Raw genomic sequence first — 25,868 nt, forward strand, 5'->3', positions numbered from 1 at the left:
ATCCGCGACCGCCGTGTTCGATACCCTCTCCGACCGCCTTGCAGCGACCTTCAAGAACCTCCGCGGCAAGGGCCGTCTGTCCGAGGCGGACATCGACGCCACCGCGCGCGAGATCCGTATCGCGCTGCTCGAAGCGGATGTCGCCCTGCCGGTCGTCCGGTCCTTCATCAAGCAGGTCAAGGAGCGCGCCCTCGGGATCGAGGTCTCGCAGGCCCTGAACCCCGCCCAGCAGGTCATCAAGATCGTCAACGAGGAGCTCATCGCCATCCTCGGCGGCGAGACCCGGCGCCTGCGGTTCGCGAAGACCGCCCCGACCGTGATCATGCTCGCCGGTCTCCAGGGTGCCGGTAAGACGACCCTCGCCGGAAAGCTCGGCGTCTGGCTCAAGAGCCAGGGCCACTCCCCGCTGCTCGTCGCCTGCGACCTCCAGCGCCCCAACGCCGTCAACCAGCTCTCCGTCGTCGCCGACCGCGCGGGCGTGGCCTTCTACGGCCCGCAGCCGGGCAACGGCGTCGGTGACCCGGTCCAGGTCGCGAAGGACTCGATCGAGTACGCGCGGACCAAGATGTACGACGTGGTCGTCGTCGACACCGCCGGCCGCCTCGGCATCGACCAGGAGCTGATGCAGCAGGCCGCGGACATCCGCGACGCGGTCTCGCCCGACGAGATCCTCTTCGTCGTCGACGCGATGATCGGTCAGGACGCGGTCAACACCGCCGAGGCCTTCCGCGACGGCGTCGGCTTCGACGGCGTCGTGCTCTCCAAGCTCGACGGCGACGCCCGTGGTGGTGCCGCGCTCTCCATCGCGCACGTCACCGGCAAGCAGATCATGTTCGCCTCCAACGGCGAGAAGCTCGACGACTTCGACGCGTTCCACCCGGACCGCATGGCGTCGCGCATCCTCGGCATGGGCGACATGCTCTCCCTCATCGAGAAGGCCCAGCAGACCTTCGACGAGGACGAGGCCGCCAAGATGGCCTCGAAGCTCGCGTCGAAGAAGGGCCAGGACTTCACCCTGGACGACTTCCTCGCCCAGATGGAGCAGGTCCGCAAGATGGGCTCCATCTCGAAGCTGCTCGGCATGCTGCCGGGCATGGGCCAGATGAAGGAGCAGATCGCCAACATCGACGAGCGGGACGTCGACCGCACGGCCGCCATCATCAAGTCGATGACCCCGGGCGAGCGCCACGACCCGACCATCATCAACGGCTCCCGCCGCGCCCGTATCGCCAAGGGCTCCGGCGTCGAGGTCAGCGCGGTGAAGGGCCTGGTCGAGCGGTTCTTCGAGGCCCGCAAGATGATGTCCCGCATGGCGCAGGGCGGCGGCCTGCCGGGGATGCCGGGCATGCCGGGCATGGGCGGCGGCCCCGGCCGGCAGAAGAAGCAGGTCAAGCAGGCCAAGGGCAAGCGCAAGAGCGGCAACCCGATGAAGCGGAAGGCCGAGGAGCAGGCCGAGGCCGAGCGCCGCGAGCAGGCGCAGCAGGGCGGCGCCTTCGGTCTCCCGGCGGCGGGCCAGAGCCCGAAGGACTTCGAGCTCCCGGACGAGTTCAAGAAGTTCATGGGCTGAGCGAAGCCGTACGAGGGGCCCGGAGCGGTGTGAAACCGCCCCGGGCCCCTTTTCGCGCCTCTTCACTCCGGGGGATCGCCCGCGATGCCGGGTTTCTCCCGCTCTTCGATACTGGGGCCACTGCCGCCCCGAGGAGAGTCACGTGGCCAACCCCGTACCCCCGCGCGACCGGACCGATCAGCCCTGGCGCTCGGAAGGGGCCCCGCCGCCCCCGCCGGCCAAGAGGAAGATGCCGGGCGGCTGGGGCGGACTCATCCTCACCGCGCTCGCCGTGTACCTGCTCGCCAACGTCGTCCTGTCGTTCTTCAACGAGGGCGACGGGCCGAACGTCTCGTACACCGAGTTCAGCAAGCAGGTCGCCGCCGGCAACGTCACCAAGATCTACTCCAAGGGCGACGCGATCCAGGGACAGCTGAAGGAGGAGCGGCCCGTCCCCGACGGCAAGGGCGACTACACCAAGTTCACCACTCAGCGGCCCGCCTTCGCCGACGACGACCTGTGGGCGCAGCTGACCAAGCAGAACGTCACCGTCACCGCCGAACCCGTCGTCCGGGAACGCAGCTTCCTCGCCAACCTCCTCATCTCGCTCGCCCCGATGCTGCTGCTCGTCCTGCTGTGGGTGTTCATCGCCCGCCGGATGCGCTCGGGCATGGGCGGCATGGGCGGCGGCATGCTCGGCCGGAAGACCCCGCCCAAGCCCGTCGAGCTGGAGGGCGGCAAACGCACCACCTTCGCGGACGTCGCCGGCATCGACGAGGTCGAGAGCGAGCTCAACGACGTCGTCGACTTCCTGAAGAACCCCGCCGCCTACCGCGAGATGGGCGCCAGGATGCCGCGCGGCGTGCTCCTCGCCGGCCCACCCGGCACCGGCAAGACCCTGCTGGCCCGGGCGGTCGCGGGCGAGGCCGGAGTGCCCTTCTTCTCCGCCTCCGCCTCCGAGTTCATCGAGATGATCGTCGGCGTCGGCGCCTCCCGGGTGCGGGAGCTCTTCGCCGAGGCCCGCAAGGTCGCCCCCGCGATCATCTTCATCGACGAGATCGACACCATCGGCCGCGCCCGCGGCGGCGGCTCCGGCATGGGCGGTCACGACGAGCGCGAGCAGACCCTCAACCAGATCCTCACCGAGATGGACGGCTTCACCGGCTCCGAGGGCGTCATCGTCCTCGCCGCCACCAACCGCGCCGACGTCCTCGACCACGCCCTCACCCGGCCCGGCCGCTTCGACCGGATCGTCCACGTCAACCCGCCGGACCGGGGCGGGCGCGAGGCCATCCTGAAGATCCACACCCGGGAGATCCCGCTCGCCAAGGACGTCGACCTGGAGCACGTGGCCCGCACGACCCCGGGCATGACCGGCGCCGAACTCGCCAACCTCGCCAACGAGGCCGCCCTCCTCGCGGTCAAGCGCGACCAGCGGGCCGTCACCCAGTCCGACCTCTCCGACGCCCTGGAGAAGGTCCAGCTCGGCGCCGAACGGCCGCTGGTCATGCCGGAGGAGGAGCGGCGCCGCACCGCCTACCACGAGAGCGGCCACGCCCTGCTCGGCATGCTCCAGCCCGGCGCCGACCCGGTCCGCAAGATCACCATCGTGCCGCGCGGCCGGGCCCTCGGCGTCACCCTCTCCACCCCCGACGTCGACAAGTACGCCTACACCGAGGAGTACCTGCGCGGCCGGATCATCGGCGCCCTCGGCGGCATGGCGGCCGAGAAGGTCGTCTTCGGCGTCGTCACGACCGGTTCCGAGAGCGACCTGGAGCAGGTCACCTCCATCGCCCGGGGAATGGCCGGCCGCTGGGGCATGAGCGAGCGCGTCGGCCGCCTCACCGCCATCCCCAGCGACGCCCAGCAGGCCTACGGCCTCTCCGCCGCCCCCGCCACCCTCGACACCGTCGACGCCGAGATGCGCCGCATCGTCGACGAGTGCTACGAGAGCGCGGTACGACAGCTCCGCGAGCACCGCCCCCAACTGGACGCCCTGGCCGCCGCCCTCCTCGCGAACGAGACCCTGGAGGAGGCCGCGGCCTACAGCGCGGCGGGCATCACCCGCCCGGGCCGCGAGGACGCCTGACCACGGGTGCCCACGGGCCCTACTGCACCCGGGCGAGCACGTACCGGAAGACGTTCGGCATCCACACCGTCCCGTCCGCGCGGACGTACGGGGCGAGCGCCTCCTCGATCTCCTTCTCCACCTGCGAGGGATCGCTCGCCCGCACCGCCTCGTCGAACGCCCCCGTCGACAGCAGGCCGCGCACGGCGCTCGACGCGTCCGCGTACCCGAACGGGCACGCCACCCGCCCCGACCCCGCGGGCCGGAGCCCCGCCCCGGCCACCAGACCGTCCAGATCGACACGAGGCGACGGCGCCCGGTCCGCGAGACGCGCCGCGACGACCCGCAGCACCGGCTCCGTCGCGCACCGCTCCGGCGGCCCCCACCCCGCGAGAACGACCGTCGCGCCCGACTGCGCCGAACGGGTGAGCGCCGCGAGCTCCGGCAGGAGCCCGTCCGTCGCGTGGAACGCCGTGATCACGTCGTATGGGCCGCCGCCCTCCGGCACGCCCTCCGTGACCACCACGTCCTCCGGAAGACGTTCCCTGGCCAGCTCCACGCGCGCGTGGTCCCGGTCCACACCGGCCACCCGCGCACCCCGCGCCGCCGCCATCAGCAGCGCCAGGCCGGAGCCCGAGCCGAGGCCGAGCAACCGGGACCGCGCCCCCACACCGACGCGGTCGTACACCGCCTCGTAGAGCGGGACGAGCATGCGTTCCTGGATCTCGGCCCAGTCACGCGCGGGGTGGTGCGGGACGAGCGTAGGTGTCATGGAAAGAGCCCCAATCCGTGCCTGGACGACAGCCCCCCGTAGTCAGGGAACTGCGCATCCCCGGCCGCGTCCAGTGCTCGCGCCGCACCGATTCGCCCGGGGGAGGGGCGGTGCGTGCCCCCGCACGCGGACCCGGTAATGTCCCCGCAACGCTTCCCTCATGTCTCCGCAACGCTTCGCACCCCCCTCCCGGGCCGTCCCGGGACGCGTCGGGAACCCCTTCCGGGGGCGTGCGCACCACGGATATGCGCCAGGGCGTATGCGCCACTACGCACCAGCTTGACGCCCCCTGCGCGCCTTCTCCGCAGATCAGCGCACTGGCCCTCGTCAGGACGCATCAACGGCAACTGACGGGTAAGTGCAAAATATTTGGGATGCCCCGGAATGGAACCCGGGGGCACTTCGGCTCGTTGTACACGACGTGAGCACGACACCACCTGTTCTCGCCGCAGAGCTGGCACAGGCGTGGGCCGACATTCAGCGGCACCACCCCGAGCTGCCCGATCTTGCCGCGCCCGAGTCCCTGATCGGAGAGTCCTCGTCCGCCTGCGGCGCCGAGCTCTCCTTCGAGCGACTGCTCCACGAGGCAGTCCACGGCATCGCCGCCGCCCGGGGGGTCCGCGACACCTCCCGCGCAGGCCGCTATCACAACCGCAGATTCCTCGCGATCGCCGAGGAGATGGGGCTCGACCACCCCGAGGAGCCACACGCCAGCAGCGGCTTCTCCCTGGTCACGCTCAACCCGGAGGCGCGGCGGCGCTACCGGCCGACCATCGAGCGGCTCCAGCGGGCCCTCAAGGCCCACATGGTCGCCACGGCGACCGACACCAAGCGCTCCTTCCGGGGCCCGGCCGCCCGGCACGGTTCCTCCGGCGGCGGCGTCCGCGTCAAGGCCGTCTGCGACTGCGGGCGGAACGTCCGCGTCGTGCCCTCCGTGCTGGCCCAGGCCCCGATCGTCTGCGGCGGCTGCGGCAAGCCCTTCCGCATCCCGGAGACGGTGGGCGCCGCCGGCTGACGCTCAGGGGGTGCCTCGTCGGTCAGGCCGGGCGAGCGGCCGGCCTGACCGACGAGGCACCCCCTCGGCGTGTGGCACAATGGCTAGCTGTACTCGACAGTCGCATAGGACCCCTCTCTCCTCCGGCTGACGCGTCCATCGGGCATACGAGTACCGCAACCCCACGTGGCATCTCAAGTGCCCAACCACGTCAAGACCAGGAGACACCACTCCAGTGGCAGTCAAGATCAAGCTCAAGCGCCTCGGTAAGATCCGCCAGCCCCACTACCGCATCGTCGTCGCCGACTCCCGCACCCGCCGGGACGGTCGCGCGATCGAGGAGATCGGCCTCTACCACCCGACGTACAACCCGTCGCGTATCGAGGTCGACTCCGAGCGTGCGCAGTACTGGCTGTCCGTCGGCGCCCAGCCGACCGAGCCGGTCCTCGCCATCCTGAAGCTCACGGGCGACTGGCAGAAGGCCAAGGGCCTCCCGGCCCCCGAGAAGGCGCTGCTCGTCCCCGCCACCAAGGAGGCGAAGCGCGCGTCGTTCGACGAGTTCGCGAAGACCCTCGAGGGCGGCGACGACAAGGGTGAGGCCATCACCCCGAAGGCCAAGAAGGCCGACAAGAAGGCTGACGAGGCCGAGGCCGCGTCGACCGAGTCGACCGAGGCCTGAGCATGCTCGAGGAGGCTCTCGAGCACCTCGTGAAGGGCATCGTCGACAACCCCGACGATGTGCAGGTCGCCTCGCGCAACCTGCGCCGTGGCCGCGTGCTGGAGGTCCGGGTGCACCCCGACGACCTCGGCAAGGTGATCGGCCGCAACGGCCGCACCGCGCGTGCGCTGCGTACCGTCGTGGGCGCCATCGGCGGCCGTGGGATCCGAGTCGACCTCGTCGACGTGGACCAGGTCCGCTGAACAAGTCGGCCACATCGGTTGAATGATGTGCCGGCACGGGCCGGGGAGGGCTTACGAGCCCACCCCGGCCCGTTGTCGTTTGTGTCGTACGAGCTGTGTGACAGGAGAGTGTGGAGCAGTGCAGTTGGTAGTCGCGCGGATCGGCCGCGCCCACGGCATCAAGGGCGAGGTCACCGTCGAGGTGCGGACGGACGAGCCCGAGCTCAGGCTCGGCCCCGGAGCCGTACTGCTCACCGACCCGGCCTCCGCCGGGCCGCTGACCATCGAGACCGGCCGGGTCCACAGCGGGAAGCTGTTGCTGCGCTTCGAGGGCGTCCGCGACCGCACCGGAGCCGAGGCCCTGCGCAACATCCTCCTCATCGCCGAGGTCGACCCCGAGGAGATGCCGGAGGAGGAGGACGAGTACTACGACCACCAGCTCATGGACCTCGACGTCGTCCTCGCCGACGGCACCGAGATCGGCCGCATCACCGAGATCTCCCACCTGCCGTCCCAGGACCTCTTCATCGTCGAGCGCCCCGACGGCACCGAGCTGATGATCCCCTTCGTCTCGGAGATCGTCACCGAGATCGACCTGGAGGAGCAGCGGGCCGTCATCGACCCGCCGCCCGGTCTGATCGACGACCGCGCCGAGATCGTCTCCTCCCGCGAGGAATCCGGCGAGGAGTCCGGCGAGGAGTCCGGGGAGAAGTCCGGGGAGGAGGAGGCATGAGGCTCGACGTCGTCACGATCTTCCCCGAGTACCTCGAACCGCTGAACGTCTCCCTCGTGGGCAAGGCACGCGCGCGAGGCCAGCTCGACGTCCACGTCCACCACCTGCGCGACTGGACCTACGACCGGCACAACACGGTCGACGACACCCCGTACGGCGGCGGCCCCGGCATGGTCATGAAGACCGAGCCCTGGGGCGACGCGCTCGACCAGACGCTCGCCGACGGCTACGAGGCCGGCGCCCACGGCCCGGTCATCGTCGTACCGACCCCCAGCGGCCGGCCCTTCACCCAGGAACTCGCCGTCGAGCTCTCCGAGCGGCCCTGGCTGATCTTCACCCCGGCCCGCTACGAGGGCATCGACCGCCGCGTCATGGACGAGTACGCCACCCGCATGCCCGTCTACGAGGTCTCCATCGGCGACTACGTCCTCGCCGGCGGCGAGGCGGCCGTCCTCGTCGTCACCGAGGCCGTCGCCCGCCTCCTGCCCGGCGTCCTCGGCAACGCCGAGTCCCACCGCGACGACTCCTTCGCCCCCGGCGCCATGGCCAACCTCCTGGAGGGGCCCGTCTACACCAAGCCCCCCGAGTGGCGCGGCCGGGGCATCCCCGACGTCCTGCTCAGCGGGCACCACGGCAAGATCGCCCGCTGGCGCCGGGACGAGGCCTTCCGGCGCACCGTCGCCAACCGGCCCGACCTCATCGAGCGCTGCGATCCGACCGCCTTCGACAAGAAGGACCGCGAGATCCTCTCCATGATGGGGTGGGCCCCCGAGCCCGGCGGCCGATTTTGGCGCAGGCTCGACGACGTGGAAGAATAGGCCGCTGCCGTCCGCCCGGCGCGCGCCCCTGCCACAGGGGGAACGACGCCCGCCAGGGACGAACGGCATCCCAGACATCCGAACGTACCGCTGATGACCTGTGGCATCAGCGAGGAAAGAGACCTCCATGGCCTCCCTGCTCGACCAGGTCAACGCGGGTTCGCTCCGCTCCGACCTCCCCGCCTTCCGCCCCGGCGACACGGTCAACGTCCACGTGCGCGTCATCGAAGGCAACCGCTCCCGTATCCAGCAGTTCAAGGGCGTCGTCATCCGCCGCCAGGGCTCGGGCGTCAGCGAGACCTTCACGGTCCGCAAGGTCTCGTTCTCCGTCGGCGTCGAGCGCACCTTCCCGGTGAACAGCCCGATCTTCGAGAAGATCGAGCTCGTCTCCCGCGGTGACGTCCGTCGCGCCAAGCTCTACTACCTGCGTGAGCTGCGCGGCAAGGCTGCCAAGATCAAGGAGAAGCGCGACCGCTGAGCCCCGGCTCACCGCTCACGCGAAGCTTGCGGGTCCTCGCACAGACGGGCCGGATAGGCTCTGTCCCCGATGGACACCGAAGCACAGCACACGGAGCGCGACCCCTCCACCGACACGGAGGCGGGGTCGCGCTCCGCGCGCGTTTCCTGGCGGCGCACGGGAATCACGGGCGTCGCCTGCGTCCTCTTCCTGCTGCTCCTGAGCCACTTCGTGGCACAGCCGTTCCTGATCCCCAGCAGCTCGATGGAGCCGGGGCTCCAGGTCGGCGACCGGATCCTCGTCAACAAGCTGGCATACCGTTTCGGCAGCGAGCCGGGCCGGGGTGACGTCGTCGTCTTCGACGGCACCGGCTCCTTCGTACGCGAGGACCTCGACGGCAATCCGGTCACCGGACTCCTGCACGACGCCGGAGCCGCCCTCGGACTCGCCGAACCCGACGAGACCGACTTCGTGAAACGGGTCGTCGGCATCGGAGGCGACCGGGTGGTCTGCTGCGACAAGGACGGCCGCCTCACCGTCAACGGCGTCCCCGTCCAGGAGCAGTACGTGATGCTCGGCGACCGGCCGTCCAGCGTCCCCTTCGACATCGTCGTCCCCCCGGACAAGCTCTGGGTCATGGGCGACCACCGCAGCCAGTCCAGCGACTCCCGCGACCACCTGGGCAACCCCGGCGGCGGCATGGTCCCCGTCGACAAGGTCGTCGGGCGCGCCGACTGGATCGTCTGGCCCTCCGACCGCTGGTCCACCGTCGCCCCCGGCACGGCCGCCTTCGACGCCGTACCGGCGCCACCGGCCGACGGACACGTCACGGGCCCCCATGGGTAGCCGCGGCCGCCCGTCCGGCGCGCCCGCCGACGGACCCGGCACCGCACCCCTGCCCGGCCGGGCCGAGCGGCGCAGACTCGCCCGCAAGGTCAAGCGGCGCCGTCAGCGCTCCGCGATCCGGGAGATCCCGGTCCTGATCACCGTCGCCGTCCTCATCGCGCTCGTCCTCAAGACCTTCCTCGTCCAGGCGTTCGTCATCCCCTCCGGCTCCATGGAGCAGACGATCCGCATCGAGGACCGGGTCCTCGTCGACAAACTCACCCCCTGGTTCGGCTCCCGCCCGCAGCGCGGCGACGTCGTCGTCTTCAAGGACCCCGGCAACTGGCTCCAGCAGGACGCCGCGCCGGCCGCCGAGGACCCCATCGGCGTCAAGCAGGTCAAGCAGGCCCTGACCTTCATCGGACTGCTGCCCTCGGCCGACGACCGCGACCTCATCAAGCGGGTCGTCGCCGTCGGCGGCGACACCGTCCGCTGCTGCGGCGAGGACGGCCGCCTCACCGTCAACGGCGTACCCCTGGACGAGCCGTACCTGCACCCGGGGAACAAGCCCTCCACCATCCCCTTCGAGGTGCAGGTCCCGGAGGGCCGGATCTTCGTCCTCGGCGACCACCGGTCCGACTCGGCCGACTCCCGCTTCCACCTCGACGAGAAGGACCGCGGAACCGTCTCCGAGGAGCAGGTCGTGGGGCGCGCGGTCGTGATCGCCTGGCCCGTCGGACACTGGCGGCGCCTGGAGGAGCGCGAGACCTTCGCCGCCGTACCGGACGGGCTTGCGGGTTCCGAGCCCGCGCTCGGTCTGTCGCATAGTGTGTCCCAGCGGAATCTGAACGGATTGCCCGGGCTCCCGACCCCTGCGGAACTTCTGCTCGTTATGGGAGTGGTGGGCCTGTCCCTGTTCCGGGGCAGGCGATCGCACGGAGTGAGGAGTTGATGTGGGGGATTTGGCCGTCGGCGCACGATCCGGACACGATGAGCCCGAGAAGAGGGCCGACGAGGCCATCGGTGACGACGTGACGGGTGACGACGTGACGGGTGACGAACTGGCGCACGACGACGAGGAGGCGGGCAAGCCGGGGAAGGGCCCGAAGAAACCGCGTTCCTTCTGGAAGGAACTGCCCCTCCTCATCGGCATCGCCCTGGTGCTCGCGCTGCTGATCAAGACCTTCCTGGTGCAGGCGTTCTCGATCCCCTCGGAATCGATGATGAACACCCTGCAGCGCGGTGACCGGGTCCTCGTCGACAAGCTCACCCCGTGGTTCGGCTCCGAGCCGGAGCGCGGCGAGGTCGTCGTCTTCCACGACCCGGGCGGCTGGCTGGAGGGCCAGGAGACCCCCGAGCCGAACGTCGTCCAGAAGTTCCTCAGCTTCATCGGCCTCATGCCGTCCGCAGAGGAGAAGGACCTCATCAAGCGGGTCATCGCCGTCGGCGGCGACACCGTCTCCTGCAAGGAGGGCGGCAAGGTCGTCCTCAACGGCAAGGCCCTGGACGAGACCTCGTACCTCGCCCCGGGCTCCGTCCCCTGCCAGGACTCCTTCGGCCCGATCAAGGTCCCCGAGGGCCGCATCTGGGTCATGGGCGACAACCGCCAGAACTCGCTGGACTCCCGCTTCCACCAGCAGCTCCCCGGCGGTGGCACCGTCGCCAACGACCAGGTCGTGGGCCGTGCCGTCGTCATCGCCTGGCCCGTCACCCGCTGGGCCACCCTCCCCGTACCCGACGTCTTCGACCAGCCCGGCCTCAACCAGGCCGTGGCCGCCGCACCCCTCGGCGCGGCCGGACTCGCCGGAGCCCTCCCGCTGGTGCTCTGGCGCCGGAAGAAGCACACGGCAGGGCATACCGCCGAGTAGTGACCCGCGGGTAGATTGCCGTCCCGGACCGTCGACAGACCTCTGGGGTGCGCATGAGCGGAAACACACGAGTCAAGGGCGGCCGCGGCCGCCTCGGCAGCATGCTGTCGGGGCTGGCCGTGGCCCTCGGCTCCGCGCTCTTCCTCGGCGGATTCATCTGGGGAGCCGTGCTCTACCAGCCGTACACCGTCCCCACCGACTCCATGACCCCGACGATCGCCGTCGGCTCCCGCGTCCTCGCCGAACGCATCGACGGCGACGAAGTACGACGCGGCGACATCGTCGTCTTCACCGACCCCCTGTGGGGCGGCTCCCCGATGGTCAAGCGCGTCGTCGCCGTCGGCGGCGACACAATCGCCTGCTGCGACGCCGACGGCCGGCTCACCGTCAACGGCAAGGCCGTCCACGAGCCCTACCTCCGCCCCGGCATCGGCGGCCGCATCGTCGCCTCCGGCCAGGACTTCTCCGCGACCGTCCCCGAAGGAAACCTCTTCCTCCTCGGCGACGACCGCCACACCTCGCTCGACTCCCGCAGCCACCTCGACGAGGCCGGACAGGGCTCCGTGCCCCGCTCCACGGTCATCGGCAGGGTCGACGCCGTCGCCTGGCCCGCCAACGGCCTCCTGGAGCCCGCGACGGGCTTCGCCGCCCTCCCCGGCGGCATCTCCCGGCCCGGGCCCTTCACGGCCCTCTTCACGGCGATCGTGGCCGGGTGTGTACTGATCCTGGCGGGAGCCGCGTGCGGGCCGGTGGCGCGCCTCCTGACCCGGCGACCGGCCGGGACGGGAACCGGAGCGCGAGCCGGGGGACGATCCGGGGAACGTCCCGGAGGACGCCCCGGGGGACGGGAGAAGGTGGGCACATGACAGATCCCGCCCCGGACCGGGCCTCTCTCACGGAACCGGATCCCGCACCGCCGACGGAACCGGATCCCACACCGCGACAGGTCGCCAGAGTCGTCCTCCTCGATCCCGACGACCGCATCCTGCTCATGCACGGATACGAACCGGACGACCCCGCCGACACCTGGTGGTTCACCCCCGGCGGAGGGCTGGAGGGCGACGAGACCCGGGCGGAGGCCGCCCTGCGCGAACTCGCCGAGGAGACCGGCATCACCGACGCCGAACTCGGACCCGTGCTCTGGCAGCGGTACTGCTCCTTCCCCTTCGACGGACGCCGCTGGGACCAGGACGAGTGGTACTACCTCGCCCGCGTCCGCCGAACCGGCACCGAACCCCGGCCCCAGGCCCTCACGGAGCTGGAGACCCGCAGCCTCGCGGGCCTCAGATGGTGGACCTCCGCCGAACTGTCGGCGGCCCGTGAGACGGTGTACCCGACCAGACTCGCCGAGCTGCTGCGCACGCTGCTCGACGAGGGACCTCCGAGTGCACCGGTGGTTCTCGCCCCGGAAATCGTTTAGGGGCGCGCACGGCTGGCGCACAATAGGTGGACGCACGGCTGAAGGGGAACATGCCATGAGCGCCGAGGACCTCGAGAAGTACGAGACCGAGATGGAGCTGAAGCTCTACCGGGAGTACCGCGACGTCGTCGGGCTGTTCAAATACGTGATCGAGACCGAGCGGCGCTTCTACCTCACCAACGACTACGAGATGCAGGTGCACTCGGTCCAGGGCGAAGTCTTCTTCGAGGTCAGCATGGCCGACGCCTGGGTCTGGGACATGTACAGGCCCGCCAGGTTCGTCAAGCAGGTCCGCGTCCTGACCTTCAAGGACGTGAACATCGAGGAACTCAACAAGAGCGACCTCGAACTCCCCGGCAGCTGACACCGGAGCCGCCGCCAAGGGGGAGCGAACCACCCCCAGGGGTGAGCGAGTTCTCCACAGGCCTCCAGCCGTCCACAGCGCCGCACACGGTCCGCCTCACCCCGTCACAGTCGGTGACGGAGGTGGTACCCCATGAACAGGACCCAAGCCCTCGGACGGTACGGCGAAGAACTGGCCGCCCGCCGGCTCACCGCGACCGGCATGCGCATCCTCGCCCGCAACTGGCGCTGCGGCCGCACCGGAGAGATCGACATCGTCGCCCGCGACGGCGACACCCTCGTCATCTGCGAGGTCAAGACCCGACGCCACGGCACCTACGAACACCCGATGGCCGCCGTCACCCCGACCAAGGCCGAACGGCTCCGCCGCCTCGCCGACTGCTGGCTCGACCACAGCGGCACCCCGGCCCCCGCCGGCGGCGTCCGCATCGACCTCATCGGCATCGTCCTGCCCCACAAGGGCGCCCCCGTCCTCACCCACGCCCAGGGGGTGGCCTGATGGGATTCGCCCGCACCTGCTCCGTCGCCCTCGTCGGCGTCGAAGGCGTCGTCGTCGAAGTCCAGGCCGACCTCGAACCAGGCGTCGCCGCCTTCACCCTCGTCGGCCTCCCCGACAAGAGCCTCAGCGAGAGCCGCGACCGCGTCCGCGCCGCCGTCGTCAACTCCGGCGCCGAATGGCCCCAGAAGAAACTCACCGTCGGACTCAGCCCGGCATCCGTCCCCAAGAGCGGCAGCGGCTTCGACCTGGCCGTCGCCGCCGCCGTACTCGGCGCCGCCGAACGCATCGACCCCCGCACCATCGCCGACCTCGTCCTCATCGGCGAACTCGGACTCGACGGCCGCGTCCGACCCGTCCGAGGAGTCCTGCCCGCCGTCCTCGCCGCCGCCGACGCCGGCTACCACCAGGTCGTCGTCCCCGAACAGACCGCCGGCGAAGCATCCCTCGTCCCCGGCGTCTCCGTCCTCGGCGTCCGCACCCTCCGCCAACTCATCGCCGTCCTCACCGACGAACCCGTCCCCGACGAGGAACCCACCGAGGAAGGCCGACCCGACGCCATGCTCGCCGGACTCCTCGTCCCCGGCGCCGGCATCGGCACCGGACTCACCACCGGCCCCACCGAAGGACCCGACCTCGCCGACGTCGCCGGCCAACACCGGGCCCGCCGAGCCCTGGAGATCGCCGCCGCAGGCAGCCACCACCTCCTGCTCTCCGGACCGCCCGGCGCCGGCAAGACCATGCTCGCCGAACGACTCCCCGGCATCCTCCCGCCCCTCACCCGACAGGAATCCCTCGAAGTCACCGCCGTCCACTCCGTCGCCGGCATCCTCCCGCCCGGCGAACCCCTCGTCCGCCGCGCCCCCTACTGCGCACCCCACCACTCCGCCACCATGCAGTCCCTCGTCGGCGGCGGCAACGGCCTCCCCAGGCCCGGCGCCGTCTCCCTGGCGCACCGCGGAATCCTCTTCCTCGACGAAGCCCCCGAGTTCTCCGGCAAAGTCCTCGACGCCCTCCGCCAGCCCCTCGAATCCGGACACGTCGTCATCGCCCGCGCCGCCGGCGTCGTCCGCCTCCCCGCCCGCTTCCTCCTCGCCCTCGCCGCCAACCCCTGCCCCTGCGGACGGCACACCCTCCAGGGCGCCGGCTGCGAATGCCCCGCCTCACTCGTCCGCCGCTACCAGGCACGCCTCTCCGGACCCCTCCTCGACCGCGTCGACCTCCGCGTCGAAGTCGAACCCGTCACCCGCGCCGACCTCCTCGGCCAGGGCGGACGAGGCGAAACCACTGCCACCGTCGCCGACCGCGTCCACGAAGCCAGAGCCCGCGCCGCCGCACGCCTCGCCGACACCCCCTGGACCGTCAACAGCGAGATCCCCGGACACGAACTCCGTACCCGCCACCTCGCCGCACCCGGCGCCCTCGCCACCGCCGAACGCGACATCGAACGCGGACTCCTCACCGCCCGCGGCCTCGACCGCGTCCTCCGCGTCGCCTGGACCGTCGCCGACCTCGCCGGACACGACCGGCCCGACAGCCAGGACATCGCCCTCGCCCTCGAAATGCGCACCGGCATCGCCCGCGGCGTACCCGTCGGAGCGGGGGAGCGCACATGACCGACCACCACGACCCGGACGAGCGAATCGCCCGCGCCACCCTCACCCGAACCGTCGAACCCGGCGACGAACACGCCGGCCGCTGGCTCCGCCGATACGGAGCCACCGGCTTCCTCGACCGGCTCCTCCACCCCGGCCACGACCCCTTCCCCGGCACCGGAACCCCACGCGTCGACAGCTGGCGCCGCCGCGCCACCACCGCCGAACCCACCCGCGACCTCGACACCGTCCACCACCTCGGCGGCCGCTTCCTCATCCCCGGCGACACCGAATGGCCCCGTCAACTCGACGACCTCGGCGACGCCCGCCCCCTCGGCCTCTGGATCCGGGGCCCCGCCGACCTGCGCACCTGGGCCCTGCGCTCCGTCGCCCTCGTCGGAGCCCGCGCCTGCACCCCGTACGGCGCCCACACCGCCGCCGACCTCGCCACCGGCCTCGCCCGACACGGCTGGGTCGTCATCTCCGGAGCCGCCTACGGCATCGACGGCGCCGCCCACCGAGGCGCCCTCGCCGCCGGCGGAGCCACCGCCGCCGTCCTCGCCTGCGGCGTCGACACCCCGTACCCCCGCGGCCACGGCCAACTCATCGGCCGCATCGCCGAACAAGGACTCGTCATCGGGGAACTGCCACCCGACAGCCACCCCACCCCCAGCCGCTTCATCCTCCGGAACCGGGTCATCGCCGCCCTCACCCGCGGCACCGTCGTCGTCGAGGCCCAGCACCGCAGCGGCTCCCTCGTCACCGCCCGGGCCGCCGCCCGCCTCGGCCGCCACACCATGGGCGTCCCCGGCCCCGTCACCAGCGCACTCTCCGCCGGCGTCCACGAACTCCTCCGCGGCGACGCCACCCTCGTCACCGACGCCGAGGAGATCATCGAACTCGTCGGCGACATGGGCGAACTCGCCCCCGCCCGGCGCGGCCCCGTCCTCCCCAGAGACCTGCTCGCCCCCACCACCGCACACATCCTCGAAGCCGTCCCCGCCCGCGGCCCCACCCCCACGACCGCCATCGCCCGCCGAGCCGGAACCACCCCCGACGACACCCTCGCCAAGCTGTACGAACTCCACTCCCTCGGCTTCGTCGAACGGCACGGAGAGGGCTGGCAGTTGACGAACACAGCTACAAGGGGGTCGAACGCGCGGCGAGGCGATACTTGACCTGGAGCATTCGGGTGACAGGGTGAAGCCGATGAGCAACCGAGTTCTCTCGGCCGGATCCGAGGGGCCGACACGCGCCACGGCCCGGGTTCGAAGATGTGGCCGACGACGTCCACCCGCACCGGCGCGATCCGCAGATGTTCGCGCACCGCAACAGCGCACTCACGCTACGCTCACCAGGATTCCCCACAGGACACTCCCACCGACACACCCGACAGCAGAACGGCTCAAGGCAACGCATGCCCCAGCACACCTCCGGGTCTGACCGCGCTGCGGTGCCCCCAGCCGCCCGGGGCGCCGTGCGACCACCCGCACCGACCTCGCTCGACGAGCTGTGGCGGTCCTACAAGGACACGGGCGACGAGCGGCTGCGGGAACAGCTGATCCTGCACTACTCGCCGCTCGTCAAGTACGTCGCCGGACGTGTCAGCGTGGGGCTGCCGCCCAACGTGGAACAGGCCGACTTCGTCTCCTCCGGGGTCTTCGGCCTCATCGACGCCATCGAGAAGTTCGACGTCGAGCGCGCCATCAAATTCGAGACGTACGCCATCACCCGCATCCGCGGCGCCATGATCGACGAACTCCGCGCCCTGGACTGGATCCCGCGCTCCGTCCGCCAGAAGGCGCGCAACGTCGAACGCGCCTACGCGACCCTCGAAGCCCAGCTCCGGCGCACCCCCTCCGAGAGCGAGGTCGCCGCCGAGATGGGCGTCACGCTGGAGGACCTGCACTCGGTTTTCAGCCAGTTGTCCCTGGCGAACGTGGTCGCCCTCGAAGAGCTGCTGCACGTCGGCGGAGAGGGCGGCGACCGGCTCTCCCTGATGGACACCCTGGAGGACACGGCGGCGGACAACCCCGTCGAGGTCGCCGAGGACCGAGAGCTCCGCAGGCTGCTCGCGCGTGCGATCAACACCCTCCCCGAGCGGGAGAAGACCGTCGTCACGCTCTACTACTACGAGGGGCTCACCCTGGCCGAGATCGGCCAGGTCCTCGGCGTCACCGAGAGCCGCGTCAGCCAGATCCACACCAAGTCCGTCCTCCAGCTCCGTGCCAAGCTGGCCGACGTCGGACGCTGACCCGCCCGGGGGCGGTCGTACAGTGGAGCCGTGCCCAGGATTCGAGCGGCCTCCGTGGCCGAGCACCGGACGATGCAGCGAGGCGCCCTGCTGGACGCCGCGCGTTCCCTTCTGTCCGAGGGCGGTACGGAGGCGCTGACCTTCCCCGCACTCGCCGAGCGCACGGGCCTGGCCCGCTCGTCCGTGTACGAGTACTTCCGCTCGCGCGCGGCCGTCGTCGAAGAGCTCTGCGCGGTCGACTTCCCCGTCTGGGCCGCCGAGGTCGAGACCGCCATGGCCGGTGCCGATACGCCCGAGGGCAAGGTCGAGGCGTACGTCCGCACCCAGCTGGCGCTGGTCGGCGACCGGCGCCACCGGGCGGTCGTCGCGATCTCCGCGAGCGAACTGGACGACGGCGCCCGCGAGAAGATCCGCGCGGCCCACGGCGGCCTCGTCGCCATGATCGTCGAAGCCCTCGCCGCGCTGGGCCAGCCCCAGCCCCGCCTGGGCGCCATGCTCCTCCAGGGCGTCGTCGACGCCGCCGTCCGCCGCATCGAACTCGGCGCGGCCGAGGACCCCACGGAGATCGCGGAGGCCGCGGTCACGATGGCCCTGCACGGCGTAGCCGGCCCCGGCCCCTGCGCCTGACCCCTGGGCGCGAACCTGTCCCCTGGGCGCGAATCTGTCCCCTGGGGGCCTCCCCCTCCCTCCCCCCACCCCCCACCCCCTCCCTCCCCCCGGTCCCGTCTGCTCCGTCGCCCCCTCAGGTCGTGGCGGATCCGTGTTCGTCAGTCGTCCGGTGGTAGGAGGCGTGACGGGGGCCTGCTCACCAGGGGCAGGGGGTTCAGGTAGGTGTCGCCGCGGAGCAGGCCCCAGTGGAGGCAGCTCCGGGGGCAGTGGGTGCCCGGGGCGACGCGGGCGACGGGGGTGCCCGCCCGGACCGGGGTGCCCGCTTTCACGAGCGGGGTCACCGGGGAGAAGGTCGTGCGCAGTGGGGGAGTGCCCGTGCCCGGGAGGGTGAGGGTGAGGACGCCGCGGCCTCCGACGGGGCCCGCGAAGGAGACCGTGCCGGCGGCCGGGGCGAGGACCGGGGTGTCGGGTGGGGCCGCCAGGTCGATGCCGCGGTGGCCGGGGCCGTACGGGCCGGCCGGGGGCTGCCAGCCGCGGAGGATCTCCGTCGGCGGCGGGGACACCGGCCACAGGAGGCCGAGGGTCAGGATCAGGGTCGTGAGGTGCATGGGGAAAGGTTCTCCGGCCTGACCGGTTCGGGACCGTCTCGGACGGTTTCTGTGGACTACTCGGCGGTTGTGGACAGTGCCGTCACCCGCCGCTCCCGGGGTCCCGTACACTTCCTATGGCGACTCGGGTCACCGGGTCGACTTCGCACGCCCCGCCATCAACCTTCACAGGTCGTGGCAGCGCCTTTCGGTCCCTCGTGGGCATGGCGCGTCGGGGCGTCAGGAACACAACCGAGAACCCAAGGAGATACGGCCATGGCCGTCGTCACGATGCGGGAGCTGCTGGAGAGCGGCGTCCACTTCGGTCACCAGACCCGTCGTTGGAACCCGAAGATGAAGCGCTTCATCTTCACGGAGCGCAACGGCATCTACATCATCGACCTGCTCCAGTCGCTGTCGTACATCGACCGCGCCTTCGAGTTCGTCAAGGAGACCGTCGCGCACGGCGGCTCCATCATGTTCGTCGGTACGAAGAAGCAGGCCCAGGAGGCCATCGCCGAGCAGGCGACGCGTGTCGGCATGCCGTACGTCAACCAGCGTTGGCTCGGTGGCATGCTCACCAACTTCTCCACCGTCTACAAGCGTCTGCAGCGCCTCAAGGAGCTCGAGCAGATCGACTTCGAGGACGTCGCCGCCTCGGGTCTCACCAAGAAGGAGCTCCTGGTCCTCTCGCGTGAGAAGGCCAAGCTGGAGAAGACCCTCGGTGGTATCCGCGAGATGTCCAAGGTGCCCAGCGCCGTCTGGATCGTGGACACCAAGAAGGAGCACATCGCCGTCGGCGAGGCGCGCAAGCTCAAGATCCCGGTCGTCGCGATCCTCGACACCAACTGCGACCCCGACGAGGTCGACTACAAGATCCCGGGCAACGACGACGCGATCCGCTCCGTCACCCTGCTCACCCGCGTGATCGCCGACGCCGTCGCCGAGGGCCTCATCGCCCGCTCCGGCGCCGCGACCGGCGACTCGAAGCCGGGCGAGAAGGCCGCCGGCGAGCCCCTCGCCGAGTGGGAGCGCGACCTGCTCGAGGGTGAGAAGAAGGCCGACGACGAGGTCCAGACCTCCGCCGAGACCGAGAAGGTCGCGGACGCCGAGGCTGCCGACGCCGCCGAGGTTGTCGCCGAGGCCGTCGCCGAGGCTCCGGCCGCCGAGGCCGAGGCCGAGGCCGTCGCCGAGGCTCCGGCCGCGGACGCCGAGCAGGCCTGACCCTTCAGGACCTTCGGGTGATGACGGCGGGGGCCCACGAAGCCCCCGCCGTCCACCCGTGGACCCGCCCGATCTTTCAGACTTCGAGAGAGAAACAGACTCATGGCGAACTACACCGCCGCTGACGTCAAGAAGCTCCGCGAGCTCACCGGCGCCGGCATGATGGACTGCAAGAAGGCCCTGGACGAGGCCGACGGCGATGTCGACAAGGCCGTAGAGGCCCTGCGCATCAAGGGCCAGAAGGGTGTCGCCAAGCGTGAGGGCCGCTCCGCCGAGAACGGCGCCGTGGTCTCCCTCATCGCCGACGACAACACCTCCGGTGTCCTCGTCGAGCTGAAGTGCGAGACGGACTTCGTCGCCAAGGGTGACAAGTTCCAGGCCGTCGCCGACCAGCTCGCCGCCCACGTCGCCGCCACCTCCCCGGCCGACCTCGCCGCGCTGCTCGCGTCCGAGATCGAGGCCGGCAAGACCGTGCAGGCGTTCGTCGACGAGGCCAACGCCAACCTCGGCGAGAAGATCGTCCTGGACCGCTTCGCGCAGTACGCCGACGGCTTCGTCTTCTCGTACATGCACCGCACGATGCCGGACCTCCCGCCGCAGATCGGTGTCCTCGTCGAGTTCGACAAGGCCGACGCCGCTGTTGCCAAGGGCATCGCCCAGCACATCGCCGCCTTCGCGCCGAAGTACCTCACCCGTGAGGACGTTCCGGCCGAGGTCGTCGAGACCGAGCGTCGCGTCGCCGAGGAGACCACCCGCGCCGAGGGCAAGCCCGAGGCCGCGCTCCCGAAGATCGTCGAGGGTCGCGTGAACGGCTTCTTCAAGGAGGCGACGCTGCTCGGTCAGCCGTACGCCCTTGACAACAAGAAGTCCGTCCAGCAGATCCTGGACGAGGCCGGTGTCACCCTGAAGCGCTTCACCCGCATCAAGGTCGGCATCTGAGTCCGTCCGCGAACGCGACGGACACCGGACCCCGGTAGGGTCTGAGGCAGTCGTCCGCCCCCGCGCAGGACGACCGCAGATCTGACGAGGAGGCCATTGCCGTACGGGATACCGCGAGGACCCAAGGCAATGGCCTCCTTCGTATGTGCACGAGGAGATCTCCATGAACCAGGGCGCCGTACAGGGCGACGACAACAACGGCAAAAAGGCCGGCCGCTACATGCTGAAGCTGTCCGGAGAAGCCTTCTCCGGCGGTACGGGCCTGGGCGTCGACCCCAACGTCGTGCACGCCATCGCGCGTGAGATCGCGGCGGTCGTACGCGACGGCGCGGAGATCGCGGTGGTGATCGGCGGCGGCAACTTCTTCCGTGGCGCCGAGCTCCAGCAGCGCGGCATGGACCGGGCCCGCTCCGACTACATGGGCATGCTCGGCACCGTGATGAACTGCCTCGCGCTCCAGGACTTCCTGGAGAAGGAGGGCATCGACTCCCGCGTCCAGACCGCCATCACCATGGGTCAGGTCGCCGAGCCGTACATCCCGCTGCGGGCCGTGCGGCACCTGGAGAAGGGCCGCGTGGTCATCTTCGGCGCGGGCATGGGCATGCCGTACTTCTCCACCGACACCACCGCTGCCCAGCGGGCCCTGGAGATCGACGCCGAGGCCCTGCTCATGGGCAAGAACGGCGTGGACGGGGTCTACGACTCCGACCCGAAGGCCAACCCCGGCGCGGTCAAGTTCGACGCGCTGGAGTACGGCGAGGTGCTCTCCCGCGACCTCAAGGTCGCCGACGCCACCGCCATCACCCTGTGCCGGGACAACAAGCTCCCGATCCTCGTCTTCGAACTGCTCACCGAGGGCAATATCGCTCGCGCGGTGAAGGGTGAGAAGATCGGCACGCTCGTGAGCGACCAGGGCACCCGGGCCTGACACCCGAACCGGGAACCGCCCCGCAAGGGGATGGACAGAGCCCTGCCGGTCGTACCCACCGTGCAGGACACAACGCGACGACACGCAGGAGCATGTGGTGATCGAAGAGACCCTCCTCGAGGCCGAGGAGAAGATGGAGAAGGCCGTCGTGGTCGCCAAGGAGGACTTCGCCGCGATCCGCACCGGCCGTGCGCACCCGGCGATGTTCAACAAGATCGTGGCGGACTACTACGGTGCCATCACCCCCATCAACCAGCTGGCGTCGTTCTCCGTTCCGGAGCCGCGCATGGCCGTGGTGACCCCGTTCGACAAGAGCGCGCTGCGCAACATCGAGCAGGCCATCCGCGACTCGGACCTCGGCGTCAACCCGAGCAACGACGGCAACATCATCCGGGTGGTGTTCCCCGAGCTGACCGAGGAGCGCCGCCGGGAGTACATCAAGGTGGCCAAGAGCAAGGCCGAGGACTCGAAGATCTCGATCCGCTCGGTGCGCCGCAAGGCCAAGGAGTCCATCGACAAGCTCGTCAAGGACGGCGAGGTCGGCGAGGACGAGGGCCGTCGCGCGGAGAAGGAGCTCGACGACACCACCGCGAAGTACGTCGCGCAGGTGGACGAGCTGCTCAAGCACAAGGAAGCCGAGCTGCTCGAGGTCTGATGAACGACTCTTCCTGGGGGGCCCCGGGCGGCATCGGCCGCAGGGGACCCGACCAGGGGCCTGCCCCGGCGGGTCCCGCATACGATAGGCATCAGGCGGCGCAGACTCGGCCCATGCCCATCGTGCCCGACGTTCCCGCCGGCGGATTCCAGGACGGTCACGGCCGGGGGGCCGCTCACCCGAGCGGTCCCCTGTTCCGTGACGAGACGCCGCACGAGCACCCGCAGGAGCCCATGTCCAGCCCCACCCCGCCTCCGCCGCCCGCGCCGACGGCGCCCCGGCAGAAGAAGAGCGCGGGGCGTGACCTGGGCGCGGCCATAGGGGTCGGAGTCGGCCTCGGCGCCGTCATCATCGCCTCGCTGTTCATCTGGAAGCCGGCGTTCGTCGGGGTGATAGCGGTCGCGGTGGTCGTGGGTCTGTGGGAGCTCACCTCCCGCCTCCAGGAGCGCAAGGCGATCAAGGCTCCGTTGGTGCCGCTCGCGGTCGGCGGTGCGGCGATGGTCGTCGCCGGCTACGTCCGGGGCGCCGAGGGTGCCTGGGTGGCGATGGCGCTGACGGCGCTCGCGGTGCTCGTCTGGCGGATGACGGAGCCCCCCGAGGGGTATCTGAAGGACGTCACGGCGGGTGTCTTCGCCGCGTTCTACGTGCCGTTCCTCGCGACGTTCGTGGCGATGCTGCTCACCGCGGACGACGGTCCGCAGCGGGTGCTGACGTTCCTGATCCTGACGGTGGTCAGCGACACCGGGGCGTACGCGGTCGGCTGGCGCTTCGGCAAGCACAAGCTGGCGCCGAGGATCAGCCCCGGCAAGACCCGCGAGGGTCTGGTCGGTGCGGTGGCCTTCGCGATGGGGGCGGGCGCGCTGTGCATGGAGTTCATGATCGACGACGGGGCCTGGTGGCAGGGCCTGATCCTCGGTCTGGCGGTGGCGGCGAGCGCGACGCTCGGTGACCTCGGCGAGTCGATGATCAAGCGTGATCTCGGCATCAAGGACATGGGCACGCTGCTCCCCGGACATGGCGGGATCATGGACCGGCTGGACTCGTTGCTGCCGACGGCGCCGGTGGTGTGGTTGTTGTTGGCGTTGTTCGTCGGCACCGGGTGATCGGGCGGTCGGTTTCGTCCGTCGGATCGGGTTGACGGACAGCGGGTACTCTGGAAGGGCTCGTGGCGTGCGCGCCGCGGGCCCTTCCGTCGTCCTCGCCGCCGCGGGGACGGTCCAGTGAGGTCTCCTGGCTTCGGCATCGGCTTCGTCATCGTCATGCCGCGCTCCCCCGTCGGGGATGTCAGACCTCGTGCCTTTTGAGGAGACACCCGATCGTGGCCCGTCCAGTGCCCGGAGAACTCACTTTCGTCGCCCCGCGCGGAGCCAAGAAGCCGCCGCTGCACCTGGCCGACCTGACGCCCGCCGAGCGGAAGGAGGCCGTCGCCGCGATCGGCGAGAAGCCGTTCCGCGCCAAGCAGCTGTCGACGCACTACTTCGCGCGGTACGCGCACGACCCGGCCGAGTGGACCGACATTCCTGCGGCCTCGCGGGAGAAGCTGGCCGGGGAGCTGCTGCCCGACCTGATGTCCGTGGTGCGGCACATCTCGTGCGACGACGACACGACCCGTAAGACCCTGTGGCGGCTGCACGACGGCACGCTCGTGGAGTCGGTGCTCATGCGCTACCCGGACCGGGTGACCATGTGCATCTCCTCGCAGGCCGGCTGCGGGATGAACTGCCCGTTCTGCGCGACCGGGCAGGCCGGTCTGGACCGGAACCTGTCGACCGCCGAGATCGTGCACCAGATCGTGGACGGGATGCGGGCCCTGCGGGACGGGGAGGTGCCCGGGGGACCGGCGCGGCTCTCCAACATCGTGTTCATGGGCATGGGCGAGCCGCTCGCCAACTACAAGCGGGTCGTCGGTGCGATCCGGCGGCTCACCGATCCCGAGCCGGACGGTCTGGGGCTCTCGCAGCGCGGGATCACCGTGTCCACGGTCGGTCTCGTGCCGGCGATGCTGCGCTTCGCCGACGAGGGCTTCAAGTGCCGTCTCGCGGTCTCGCTGCACGCCCCCGACGACGAGCTGCGCGACACCCTGGTGCCCGTGAACACGCGCTGGAAGGTGCGTGAGGTCCTGGACGCCGCCTGGGAGTACGCGGAGAAGTCGGGGCGCCGGGTCTCCATCGAGTACGCGCTGATCCGTGACATCAACGACCAGGCGTGGCGCGGTGACCTCCTGGGCCGGCTGCTCAAGGGGAAGCGGGTGCACGTCAACCTGATCCCGCTGAACCCGACGCCCGGGTCGAAGTGGACGGCGTCCCGCCCGGAGGACGAGAAGGCCTTCGTCGAGGCCATCGCCCGCCACGGGGTTCCGGTGACCGTGCGGGACACCCGAGGTCAGGAGATCGACGGTGCCTGTGGACAGCTGGCGGCCGCCGAGCGCTGACCTTGTACCCTGAGCTCGAACACATCTCCATATTCCGACAGGGGAGCGCCACAGCGCTGAGAGTGCGGTGACGTGCTTTTCGAACAAGCACAGCGACCGCAGACCCTCTGAACCTTGCCCAGGTCATTCTGGGTAGGAAGTTCGGTCGTAACTCGAGCTGTTGCGCCCTGCCCACCTTCGGGTGGGCGGGGCCGCGTCTCTTCCTGGTCATACCCAGGAGGAATCTCAGTGAGCACCACCATTTCGGCGAGCACGAAGAGAATGGCCGCCGCCGCGCTCGTCGCGGCGCTGGGCGTCACCACCCTCGCCGCCTGCGGCACGGAGGACGTCCGCGACGCCGCGGGCAAGACCGGCGCGCCCGCGCCGAAGACCGTCACCCTCGTGAGCCACGACTCGTTCAACGCCTCCAAGGAGGTGCTGGCGGAGTTCACGAAGCAGACCGGTTTCACGGTCAAGGTCCTCAAGAGCGGGGACGCGGGCGAGGCCGTCAACAAGGAGATCCTGACCAAGGGCTCCCCGCAGGGTGACGTCTTCTTCGGCGTCGACAACACCCTGCTCTCGCGCGCCCTCGACAACGGGATCTTCGTCCCGTACGAGGCGAAGGGCGTGGACCGGATCCCGGCCGCGTACCGGCTGGACGCGGAGCACCGGGTCACCCCGGTCGACTCCGGCGACATCTGCGTCAACTACGACAAGAAGTACTTCGCGGACAAGAAGCTGGCGCCGCCGCAGACCTTCGACGACCTGGCGGAGCCGGCGTACAAGGACCTCCTCGTCGTCGAGAACCCGGAGCGGTCCTCCCCGGGCCTCGGCTTCCTCCTCGGTACGGCCGCGAAGTACGGCGACGAGGGCTGGCAGGACTACTGGAAGAAGCTGAAGGCCAACGGCGTGAAGACCGTCGACAGCTGGGAGCTCGCCTACAACCAGGAGTTCTCCGGCTCGGCCGGCGGCAAGCAGGCCAAGGGCGACCGTCCGCTGGTCGTGTCGTACGCCTCCAGCCCCCCGGTCGAGGTGCTGTACGGCGAGCCGCAGCCGAAGGTGGCTCCCACCGGGGTCTCCACCGGCACCTGCTTCCGGCAGATCGAGTTCGCGGGTCTGCTGAACGGGGCGAAGAACCCCGAGGGCGGCAAGGCGCTGATCGACTTCCTGATCTCGAAGAAGTTCCAGGACGACATGCCGCTCCAGATGTTCGTCAACCCGGTCGCGAAGGACGCGACGCTGCCGGAGCTCTTCACGAAGCACGGTGTCGTGATCGAGAAGCCGGAGACCATGGCGCCCGCGAAGATCGCGGAGAAGCGTGACGCATGGATCCAGCAGTGGTCGTCGCTCGTCCTGAAGTGACACGCGGCCTCACCGTGAAGCACGGCCTCCGGGGGAGCGCGGCGC

28 protein-coding genes and 1 riboswitch are annotated in these 25,868 nt (G+C 70.5%); of the genes, 26 read left to right on the forward strand and 2 right to left on the reverse strand.

The annotated features are described in order from the left end of the window. The first annotated feature begins 13 nt into the window (after window positions 1–13). Together ffh and ftsH are read left to right on the forward strand one after the other, a co-directional pair. Window positions 14–1,567, forward strand: coding sequence for a signal recognition particle protein (ffh, locus tag OG361_RS28450; RefSeq protein ID WP_384573708.1), 1,554 nt, complete (start codon window positions 14–16; stop codon window positions 1,565–1,567). 142 nt (window positions 1,568–1,709) lie between these two features. Further along, the gene (ftsH, locus tag OG361_RS28455) at window positions 1,710–3,635 is read left to right on the forward strand and encodes an ATP-dependent zinc metalloprotease FtsH (RefSeq protein WP_405857969.1); all 1,926 of its coding nucleotides are present in this window, start codon (window positions 1,710–1,712) and stop codon (window positions 3,633–3,635) included. 19 nt (window positions 3,636–3,654) lie between these two features. Here the strand turns inward: ftsH and OG361_RS28460 are convergent, their stop codons facing one another. After that, complete coding sequence (locus OG361_RS28460; protein ID WP_405857971.1) at window positions 3,655–4,386, reverse strand: methyltransferase domain-containing protein; 732 nt, start codon at window positions 4,384–4,386, stop codon at window positions 3,655–3,657. Window positions 4,387–4,807: 421 nt separating this feature from the next. On the opposite strand from OG361_RS28460, the gene OG361_RS28465 reads away from it, so the two are divergent. The 17 genes from OG361_RS28465 (at window position 4,808) to OG361_RS28545 (ending at window position 17,736) form a co-directional block, all read left to right on the forward strand. Continuing rightward, entirely contained in the window at window positions 4,808–5,401 is a 594-nt protein-coding gene (locus OG361_RS28465; protein ID WP_405857973.1) for a hypothetical protein, read from the forward strand. Between the two features lie 214 nt (window positions 5,402–5,615). Further along, on the forward strand, window positions 5,616–6,059 hold the full coding sequence (gene rpsP / locus OG361_RS28470) for a 30S ribosomal protein S16 (RefSeq protein WP_030690646.1): 444 nt from the start codon (window positions 5,616–5,618) through the stop codon (window positions 6,057–6,059). 2 nt (window positions 6,060–6,061) lie between these two features. Then, window positions 6,062–6,301: an RNA-binding protein gene (locus tag OG361_RS28475; RefSeq protein ID WP_005311361.1), complete on the forward strand. Its 240-nt coding sequence runs from the start codon at window positions 6,062–6,064 to the stop codon at window positions 6,299–6,301. 118 nt (window positions 6,302–6,419) lie between these two features. Then, complete coding sequence (rimM, locus tag OG361_RS28480; protein WP_405857975.1) at window positions 6,420–7,013, forward strand: ribosome maturation factor RimM; 594 nt, start codon at window positions 6,420–6,422, stop codon at window positions 7,011–7,013. Next, window positions 7,010–7,831 (forward strand): tRNA (guanosine(37)-N1)-methyltransferase TrmD, encoded by an 822-nt coding sequence (gene trmD, locus OG361_RS28485; protein WP_405857977.1) that lies wholly within the window; start codon window positions 7,010–7,012, stop codon window positions 7,829–7,831. The genes rimM and trmD overlap by 4 nt, the downstream gene beginning before the upstream one ends. 127 nt (window positions 7,832–7,958) lie before the next feature. Then, entirely contained in the window at window positions 7,959–8,309 is a 351-nt protein-coding gene (gene rplS, locus OG361_RS28490) for a 50S ribosomal protein L19 (protein ID WP_384568672.1), read from the forward strand. 69 nt (window positions 8,310–8,378) lie between these two features. Then, a complete protein-coding gene (lepB, locus tag OG361_RS28495; RefSeq protein WP_405857979.1) occupies window positions 8,379–9,134 on the forward strand; it encodes a signal peptidase I in 756 nt (251 codons plus the stop codon). Then, the gene (gene lepB / locus OG361_RS28500) at window positions 9,127–10,065 is read left to right on the forward strand and encodes a signal peptidase I (RefSeq protein ID WP_405857981.1); all 939 of its coding nucleotides are present in this window, start codon (window positions 9,127–9,129) and stop codon (window positions 10,063–10,065) included. Before lepB (OG361_RS28495) ends, lepB (OG361_RS28500) begins: the two co-directional genes overlap by 8 nt. 10 nt (window positions 10,066–10,075) lie before the next feature. Further along, a complete protein-coding gene (lepB, locus tag OG361_RS28505) occupies window positions 10,076–10,981 on the forward strand; it encodes a signal peptidase I (RefSeq protein ID WP_405862485.1) in 906 nt (301 codons plus the stop codon). 53 nt (window positions 10,982–11,034) lie between these two features. Further along, window positions 11,035–11,847, forward strand: a complete 813-nt coding sequence (gene lepB, locus OG361_RS28510) for a signal peptidase I (RefSeq protein ID WP_405857983.1) — start codon at window positions 11,035–11,037, stop codon at window positions 11,845–11,847. After that, on the forward strand, window positions 11,844–12,401 hold the full coding sequence (locus OG361_RS28515; protein ID WP_405857985.1) for an NUDIX hydrolase: 558 nt from the start codon (window positions 11,844–11,846) through the stop codon (window positions 12,399–12,401). Before lepB (OG361_RS28510) ends, OG361_RS28515 begins: the two co-directional genes overlap by 4 nt. A gap of 55 nt (window positions 12,402–12,456) precedes the next feature. Continuing rightward, the gene (locus OG361_RS28520; protein WP_005311352.1) at window positions 12,457–12,765 is read left to right on the forward strand and encodes a DUF2469 domain-containing protein; all 309 of its coding nucleotides are present in this window, start codon (window positions 12,457–12,459) and stop codon (window positions 12,763–12,765) included. A 132-nt stretch (window positions 12,766–12,897) separates the two neighbouring features. Further along, the gene (locus OG361_RS28525) at window positions 12,898–13,263 is read left to right on the forward strand and encodes a YraN family protein (RefSeq protein ID WP_405857987.1); all 366 of its coding nucleotides are present in this window, start codon (window positions 12,898–12,900) and stop codon (window positions 13,261–13,263) included. Then, on the forward strand, window positions 13,263–14,876 hold the full coding sequence (locus tag OG361_RS28530; RefSeq protein WP_405857989.1) for a YifB family Mg chelatase-like AAA ATPase: 1,614 nt from the start codon (window positions 13,263–13,265) through the stop codon (window positions 14,874–14,876). Before OG361_RS28525 ends, OG361_RS28530 begins: the two co-directional genes overlap by 1 nt. Then, complete coding sequence (dprA, locus tag OG361_RS28535; RefSeq protein ID WP_405857991.1) at window positions 14,873–16,033, forward strand: DNA-processing protein DprA; 1,161 nt, start codon at window positions 14,873–14,875, stop codon at window positions 16,031–16,033. The genes OG361_RS28530 and dprA overlap by 4 nt, the downstream gene beginning before the upstream one ends. Before the next feature lie 239 nt (window positions 16,034–16,272). Beyond that, window positions 16,273–17,109, forward strand: a complete 837-nt coding sequence (gene whiG / locus OG361_RS28540; RefSeq protein ID WP_405857993.1) for an RNA polymerase sigma factor WhiG — start codon at window positions 16,273–16,275, stop codon at window positions 17,107–17,109. 72 nt (window positions 17,110–17,181) lie between these two features. Next, a complete protein-coding gene (locus OG361_RS28545; protein ID WP_405862487.1) occupies window positions 17,182–17,736 on the forward strand; it encodes a TetR/AcrR family transcriptional regulator in 555 nt (184 codons plus the stop codon). Between the two features lie 140 nt (window positions 17,737–17,876). Here OG361_RS28545 and OG361_RS28550 read toward each other — a convergent pair whose 3' ends face one another. Then, complete coding sequence (locus OG361_RS28550; RefSeq protein ID WP_405857995.1) at window positions 17,877–18,326, reverse strand: murein hydrolase activator EnvC family protein; 450 nt, start codon at window positions 18,324–18,326, stop codon at window positions 17,877–17,879. A gap of 255 nt (window positions 18,327–18,581) precedes the next feature. Here OG361_RS28550 and rpsB point away from each other — a divergent pair, with 255 nt between their 5' ends. The 7 genes from rpsB to OG361_RS28585 all read left to right on the forward strand — a co-directional run bounded on the left by rpsB (window position 18,582) and on the right by OG361_RS28585 (window position 25,823). Then, window positions 18,582–19,529, forward strand: a complete 948-nt coding sequence (rpsB, locus tag OG361_RS28555) for a 30S ribosomal protein S2 (RefSeq protein ID WP_405857996.1) — start codon at window positions 18,582–18,584, stop codon at window positions 19,527–19,529. A 102-nt stretch (window positions 19,530–19,631) separates the two neighbouring features. Next, on the forward strand, window positions 19,632–20,468 hold the full coding sequence (tsf, locus tag OG361_RS28560; RefSeq protein WP_384568637.1) for a translation elongation factor Ts: 837 nt from the start codon (window positions 19,632–19,634) through the stop codon (window positions 20,466–20,468). A gap of 163 nt (window positions 20,469–20,631) precedes the next feature. Further along, entirely contained in the window at window positions 20,632–21,396 is a 765-nt protein-coding gene (gene pyrH / locus OG361_RS28565; protein WP_055646001.1) for a UMP kinase, read from the forward strand. A gap of 97 nt (window positions 21,397–21,493) precedes the next feature. Beyond that, window positions 21,494–22,051 carry a ribosome recycling factor gene (gene frr, locus OG361_RS28570; protein WP_384568634.1) on the forward strand — a complete coding sequence of 186 codons (558 nt, stop codon included), beginning with the start codon at window positions 21,494–21,496 and terminating at the stop codon, window positions 22,049–22,051. Further along, entirely contained in the window at window positions 22,051–23,154 is a 1,104-nt protein-coding gene (locus OG361_RS28575; RefSeq protein ID WP_405857999.1) for a phosphatidate cytidylyltransferase, read from the forward strand. Before frr ends, OG361_RS28575 begins: the two co-directional genes overlap by 1 nt. Window positions 23,155–23,369: 215 nt before the next feature. Beyond that, a complete protein-coding gene (gene rlmN / locus OG361_RS28580) occupies window positions 23,370–24,482 on the forward strand; it encodes a 23S rRNA (adenine(2503)-C(2))-methyltransferase RlmN (protein WP_384568627.1) in 1,113 nt (370 codons plus the stop codon). A gap of 29 nt (window positions 24,483–24,511) precedes the next feature. Beyond that, window positions 24,512–24,639, forward strand: a riboswitch (TPP riboswitch). A 104-nt stretch (window positions 24,640–24,743) separates the two neighbouring features. Continuing rightward, window positions 24,744–25,823, forward strand: coding sequence for a thiamine ABC transporter substrate binding subunit (locus OG361_RS28585; RefSeq protein WP_405862489.1), 1,080 nt, complete (start codon window positions 24,744–24,746; stop codon window positions 25,821–25,823). Window positions 25,824–25,868: the final 45 nt, after the last annotated feature.

This window comes from Streptomyces sp. NBC_00090 (genome assembly GCF_045160815.1).
Classification (GTDB): Bacteria; Actinomycetota; Actinomycetes; order Streptomycetales; family Streptomycetaceae; genus Streptomyces.

Excerpts from the sequence above, each read along its gene's own strand:
- OG361_RS28525 (WP_405857987.1), top strand. The coding sequence starts at position 12,898 with ATGAACAGGACCCAAGCCCTCGGACGGTACGGCGAAGAACTGGCCGCC.
- lepB (WP_405857981.1), top strand. The coding sequence starts at position 9,127 with ATGGGTAGCCGCGGCCGCCCGTCCGGCGCGCCCGCCGACGGACCCGGC.
- OG361_RS28550 (WP_405857995.1), bottom strand. The coding sequence starts at position 18,326 with ATGCACCTCACGACCCTGATCCTGACCCTCGGCCTCCTGTGGCCGGTG.
- OG361_RS28530 (WP_405857989.1), top strand. The coding sequence starts at position 13,263 with ATGGGATTCGCCCGCACCTGCTCCGTCGCCCTCGTCGGCGTCGAAGGC.
- whiG (WP_405857993.1), top strand. The coding sequence starts at position 16,273 with ATGCCCCAGCACACCTCCGGGTCTGACCGCGCTGCGGTGCCCCCAGCC.
- lepB (WP_405857983.1), top strand. The coding sequence starts at position 11,035 with ATGAGCGGAAACACACGAGTCAAGGGCGGCCGCGGCCGCCTCGGCAGC.
- OG361_RS28515 (WP_405857985.1), top strand. The coding sequence starts at position 11,844 with ATGACAGATCCCGCCCCGGACCGGGCCTCTCTCACGGAACCGGATCCC.
- rplS (WP_384568672.1), top strand. The coding sequence starts at position 7,959 with ATGGCCTCCCTGCTCGACCAGGTCAACGCGGGTTCGCTCCGCTCCGAC.
- trmD (WP_405857977.1), top strand. The coding sequence starts at position 7,010 with ATGAGGCTCGACGTCGTCACGATCTTCCCCGAGTACCTCGAACCGCTG.
- lepB (WP_405857979.1), top strand. The coding sequence starts at position 8,379 with ATGGACACCGAAGCACAGCACACGGAGCGCGACCCCTCCACCGACACG.
- OG361_RS28460 (WP_405857971.1), bottom strand. The coding sequence starts at position 4,386 with ATGACACCTACGCTCGTCCCGCACCACCCCGCGCGTGACTGGGCCGAG.
- rpsB (WP_405857996.1), top strand. The coding sequence starts at position 18,582 with ATGGCCGTCGTCACGATGCGGGAGCTGCTGGAGAGCGGCGTCCACTTC.
- dprA (WP_405857991.1), top strand. The coding sequence starts at position 14,873 with ATGACCGACCACCACGACCCGGACGAGCGAATCGCCCGCGCCACCCTC.
- OG361_RS28545 (WP_405862487.1), top strand. The coding sequence starts at position 17,182 with ATGCAGCGAGGCGCCCTGCTGGACGCCGCGCGTTCCCTTCTGTCCGAG.
- OG361_RS28520 (WP_005311352.1), top strand. The coding sequence starts at position 12,457 with ATGAGCGCCGAGGACCTCGAGAAGTACGAGACCGAGATGGAGCTGAAG.
- OG361_RS28575 (WP_405857999.1), top strand. The coding sequence starts at position 22,051 with ATGAACGACTCTTCCTGGGGGGCCCCGGGCGGCATCGGCCGCAGGGGA.
- OG361_RS28585 (WP_405862489.1), top strand. The coding sequence starts at position 24,744 with ATGGCCGCCGCCGCGCTCGTCGCGGCGCTGGGCGTCACCACCCTCGCC.
- pyrH (WP_055646001.1), top strand. The coding sequence starts at position 20,632 with ATGAACCAGGGCGCCGTACAGGGCGACGACAACAACGGCAAAAAGGCC.
- tsf (WP_384568637.1), top strand. The coding sequence starts at position 19,632 with ATGGCGAACTACACCGCCGCTGACGTCAAGAAGCTCCGCGAGCTCACC.
- OG361_RS28475 (WP_005311361.1), top strand. The coding sequence starts at position 6,062 with ATGCTCGAGGAGGCTCTCGAGCACCTCGTGAAGGGCATCGTCGACAAC.